Annotated in this window: 4 protein-coding genes; all 4 read left to right on the top strand. The window is 71.7% G+C overall.

The features are described 5' to 3' along the window. Positions 1 to 302 precede the first annotated feature (302 nt). The 4 genes from mraZ (at position 303) to LB823_RS23425 (ending at position 4,707) form a co-directional block, all read left to right on the top strand. Complete coding sequence (gene mraZ, locus LB823_RS23440; RefSeq protein ID WP_068523171.1) at positions 303 to 734, top strand: division/cell wall cluster transcriptional repressor MraZ; 432 nt, start codon at positions 303 to 305, stop codon at positions 732 to 734. A 153-nt stretch (positions 735 to 887) separates the two neighbouring features. Beyond that, entirely contained in the window at positions 888 to 1,895 is a 1,008-nt protein-coding gene (gene rsmH / locus LB823_RS23435) for a 16S rRNA (cytosine(1402)-N(4))-methyltransferase RsmH (protein ID WP_224652145.1), read from the top strand. Next, entirely contained in the window at positions 1,892 to 2,746 is an 855-nt protein-coding gene (locus tag LB823_RS23430; RefSeq protein ID WP_224652143.1) for a hypothetical protein, read from the top strand. Before rsmH ends, LB823_RS23430 begins: the two co-directional genes overlap by 4 nt. Further along, positions 2,743 to 4,707, top strand: a complete 1,965-nt coding sequence (locus tag LB823_RS23425; RefSeq protein WP_224652142.1) for a penicillin-binding protein 2 — start codon at positions 2,743 to 2,745, stop codon at positions 4,705 to 4,707. Before LB823_RS23430 ends, LB823_RS23425 begins: the two co-directional genes overlap by 4 nt. Positions 4,708 to 4,762: the final 55 nt, after the last annotated feature.

The raw sequence follows: 4,762 nt of genomic DNA, 5'->3' as shown, positions 1-4,762 counted from the left end.
CCCCACATCTCCCCACGGCCCGCCCGCGGGTGATTTCTCATGCCTCATGAGTCCCAGCAGTCGCGCAGATCGCGCGCGATCTCGCGGGTGTGATGAAGTCCGCCACGCCGGGGCGCGCCGCGTCCCCCACTTCTTGCCACGCGACTGACCTGCGCTGTTTCTGAGAATCCGCCGCGAAACGCGCTGCGATGTGGTTGAAAGTGGTGAATGGTGGGGTAATGTGGGGCGCACTGGAGAAAGACGCGCTAGTCTGAAGTCTCGATCCAGTGACAACCCCTCGGGGTAGGCGGGAGGTGGCCGTGATGTTCACGGGTACCTACACGCCGAAGCTCGATGACAAGGGACGGCTCACCCTCCCCGCGAAGTACCGCGAGGAACTGGCGGGTGGGCTGACGATCACGAAAGGACAGGATCGAAGCCTCACGGTGTACCCGAAGGCGGAGTTCGAGCGCATCGCCGAGAAGGCGGATGCCATCGAATGGACCGACCCCGCGGGACGCGCCTTCTACCGCAACTTCTTCGCCAGCTCGGACGATCAGCGTCCCGACTCCCAGGGTCGGATCTCGCTCTCGGCCGATCACCGTCGCTACGCAGGCCTGACCAAGGAATGCGTCGTCGTCGGATCGCGGAGGTTCCTGGAGATCTGGGACGCGGAGGCGTGGGAGCACTACCAGGCACAGCACGAAGACGACTACGCACAGCCGCAGTCCGAATCGCTCAAGGCGATCTTCTGACAACCGCGCACTCGCGCGGCCCGGTCGAGGTGGACCGAGGCCTGCGCCCGAACCGGCCCTGACGTACTTCCCCAACGCCAGGTACGGGTCGGGCGGGGACCCCGCTCCATCCGCCAGAAACCATCGAACGCCATCGTGTGCCCTGGAGGAGTCATGTCCGACGAGTTCTTCGGTCACGTGCCGGTCCTCGCGACCCGCGTGCGTGAGCTCCTCGCCCCGGCGCTGCAGCACGACGGTGCCGTCTACGTCGACGCGACCCTCGGCGCCGGCGGTCACTCGGAGCTCATCCTCGAATCCTTCCCGCACGCCCGCGTCGTCGGCCTCGACCGCGACACCGACGCGCACGCCATCGCCGGCGAGCGACTGGCCCGGTTCGGCGATCGCTTCAACCCCGTCCACACCCGCTACGACGGGATGGCGGACGCCCTCGACGACCTGGGGCTCTCGCGGGCCGCGGGCGGCCCCGGCGTCGACGCGATCCTGTTCGACCTCGGCGTCTCGTCCATGCAGCTCGACCGGGCCGAGCGGGGCTTCGCCTACTCCGTCGACGCGCCCCTGGACATGCGGATGAACGTCGAGGACCCGCTCACCGCGGCCGACGTCCTCAACACCTACTCCCACGGCGACCTCGCGCGGATCCTGCAGCGCTACGGTGACGAGCGGTTCGCGGGCAAGATCGCCTCCGCCGTGCTCAAGGAGCGCGAGAAGGAGCCCTTCACCACCAGCGGCCGCCTCGTCGAACTGCTCTACGCCACGATCCCCGCGCCCGCGCGTCGCACCGGCGGGCATCCCGCCAAGCGCACCTTCCAGGCGCTGCGGATCGAGGTGAACGCCGAGCTCGCGTCCCTGGAGGCCGCGGTGCCGCAGGGTCTCGACGCGCTCGCCGCGGAGGGTCGCATCGTCTTCCTCAGCTATCAGTCGCTCGAGGACCGCATCGTCAAGACCGCGCTGGCCGAACGCACCCGGTCCACCAGTCCGGCGGGGCTGCCCGTCGAGTTGCCCGGCACCGGCGCGACCTTCGAACTGCTCACCCGCGGCGCCGAGCGCGCCACCGACGACGAGATCGCCGAGAACCAGCGGGCGGCGCCCGTGCGCATGCGCGCGGCCCGCCGCCTCGACACCCCCACCGACCGGACCCGCAGCACGAGGAGCGCGCGATGACCGCACCGAACGCGACCCAGGCACCGTCGACTCCGGACACCCGGACCCGGCGGGCGCCCGCGCGGCGCGACGACCGCGACACCTCGCGGCCCCGGTCGAGTTCGGCGCAGCGCGCGCTGGACCGGCGGCAGAAGCGCATCGAGCAGCAGCGGGCGGTCCTCGACGCGGGCGGCTCCCTGCGGGAGACGCCCGCCGAGCGCGCCCTGCGCCGGCACCGCGACGGCGCGGCCTCCGCGGGCCTGCTGGCCCGCCTGCCCCGGCCGGCCGGCGTGGTGCGCCGGGTGCCGTTCGTGCTGGCCTTGATCGCGCTTGTCTGCGCCGGACTGGGCCTGACGCTGTGGCTCTCGACCGGTAGCGCCGAGAACTCCTACGACCTCCGCAAGCGCGAGGCCGTGAACAACTCGCTGGCCGAGAAGAAGGCGGCCCTCGAGCGCGACGTGAAGTCGGGGGAGAGCGCCCCGGGCCTCGCCGAGCGCGCCACCGCGCTCGGCATGGTCCCCGCGGGGACCGTCCCGGTCCTGGTGGGCAAGGAGGGCGGCAAGGTCGTCGTGGTCGGCAAGCCCGCGCCCGCCACCGGCGCGGCCAAGCCCGCGCTCAACCCGCCCGCGCAGCGCACCGGCGACCCGAGCGGCGCCACGTCCGACGGTTCCGGCACGCCGGTCGCCGGGAATCCCGGGCCTGCCCCGGCGGGCGGGGAACAATTGGTCACCATGAACCCCGGCAGCCCGACCGTCGTGAACGCGCCGACGCCCGCACCGTCGGCGGCCACCCAGACACCCGCCCAGACTCCGGCGCAGACCCCCGCCCCTAGCCCGGCCGCGCAGGCGCCGGCCCAGGGGACGGCCCGGTGACGCGCGCCCAGCGCCAGCCGACGAAGACGCGGCCCGCCGCGCGCTCCGGGGCGCAGCGCGGCGCGGCCCCCAAGGCGGGCCACCAGTCCGCTCGCGCCCGCGTCAAGGGCGGTCGCGCCCCCGAGGTATCCACCGCCTTCACCGGTCGCGTCCGCATCGGCGGCTGGGTGATCGTCGCCGTCTTCACCGTCATCGCGGTGTGGCTGGGCGTCGTCCAGTTCGTGCAGGCGCCGGGCCTGTCCGCGAAGGCCGAGAGCCAGCGCCAGGTCAAGGAGGTGCTGCCGGCCGTCCGCGGGTCGATCACCGACCGCGCGGGGCAGCCGATCGCCTTCACCATGGAGGCCAAGTCGCTGACCCTGCAGCCCGTCGCCGTGCGCAAGCAGATCCAGGAGAAGTACGACAAGGACGTCGAGCTGGTCAAGGAGGGCGGCGACGCCGCGAAGGGCGTCACGCCCGTCGGCGTCGACGACCGGCTGCAGCAGATCGCCAAGAAGATCGTCTCCGTCCTCGGCGACGCGGTGAACGAGCAGAAGCTGCTCGAGCAGATGCGCGGCAACGACACCTTCGTCTACCTGGCCCGCGGCGTCGACCCGGCCAAGGCCTCGGCGATCACCGACGAGTACTCCGAGGTCGGCGCCGAGCGGCAGTCGATCCGCAACTACCCCGGCGGCTCGCTGGCCGCGAACATCGTGGGCACCACCGGTTTCGAGGGGCAGGGCCTGATCGGCCTCGAGTCCTCGCTGGATTCGATCCTCGCCGGCACGGACGGCTCGCGCACCTACGACCGCGGTTCCGACGGCGCCATCATCCCCGGCAGCACCCGCGACATCCACCCCGCCGCCAACGGCGCCCGCGTCGTGCTCACGCTCGACAACGACGTGCAGTTCTTCGTCCAGCAGGCCGTCGCGCAGGCGAAGGCGAAGTCCGGCGCGAAGAGCGTGCAGGCCGTCGTGCTCGACTCCAAGACCGGCCAGGTGCTGGCGATGGGCGTCGACAACACGTTCAACCCGTCGCACGGCATGAACAATCAGCCCGATTCGGCACGCACCGGCAATCTCGCGGTGACCACGCCCTTCGAGCCGGGCTCGGTGAACAAGCTGATCACCGCGGTGGCCGCGATCGACGGCGGCAAGACCAAGCCCGACGAGGTGCTGCAGGTCCCGGGGCAGATCCGGATGGCCGGCGTCACCGTCAAGGACGCGTGGGCGCACGGCACCGAGCCGTACACCACGACCGGCGTCTTCGGTAAGTCCTCGAACGTGGGCACGCTGATGCTCGCGCAGCGCGTCGGCGAGAACGCCTTCGCCGACTACGTCGACCGCTTCGGACTCGGCCGCTCCACCGGCGTCGGCCTGCCCGGCGAGTCCGGCGGCGCCGTGCCCGCGCGCAACCAGTGGTCGGGCGGCACCTTCGCCAACCTGCCGATCGGCCAGGGACTGTCGATGACGGTGCTGCAGATGGCCGGCATGTACCAGGCCCTCGCCAACGACGGGGTCCGGATCCCGCCGCGCATCATCAAGGAGGTCGACGGTGCCGCGAACCCCGCGTCCGGCGCCGAGCCGGTCCGCGTGATGAGCTCCGAGACCGCCCGCACCGTGCTCGACATGTTCCGCGCCGCGCTGCAGCGCGACCCGATGGGCTACCAGCAGGGCACCGGCGCGCCGGGCTCGGTCGAGGGCTACCAGATCAGCGGCAAGACCGGCACCGCGCAGCAGGTCGACCCGGTGACCAAGGCGTACTCCAACTCGCTGTACAACATCACCTTCGCGGGCGTCGCGCCCACGAACGACCCGCGCTTCGTCATCGGCCTGATGATGGACGCGCCCACCCGGAGCTCTGACGGCACCGGCGGCCAGTCCGCGGCGCCGCTGTTCCACGACATCGCCTCGTTCCTGCTGCAGAAGTACGGCGTCCCGCTCTCGCCGCCGTCGAAGCCGCTGACGCTGGTGGCCGGTAAGTAGTTAACCGGCGGGTAGGATCTACCGGTGCCCGAATCGACTCTCACCCGCCCCGCCC

The sequence above is a fragment of the Tsukamurella sp. M9C genome (genome assembly GCF_020169415.1).
GTDB lineage: Bacteria > Actinomycetota > Actinomycetes > Mycobacteriales > Mycobacteriaceae > Tsukamurella.
The sequence above is the reverse complement of the archived record's forward strand: the minus strand, read 5'-3'. Positions and strand labels throughout refer to the sequence as shown.

Coding starts and splice junctions, on each gene's coding strand:
- rsmH (WP_224652145.1), top strand. CDS start 888: ATGTCCGACGAGTTCTTCGGTCACGTGCCGGTCCTCGCGACCCGCGTG.
- LB823_RS23430 (WP_224652143.1), top strand. CDS start 1,892: ATGACCGCACCGAACGCGACCCAGGCACCGTCGACTCCGGACACCCGG.
- mraZ (WP_068523171.1), top strand. CDS start 303: ATGTTCACGGGTACCTACACGCCGAAGCTCGATGACAAGGGACGGCTC.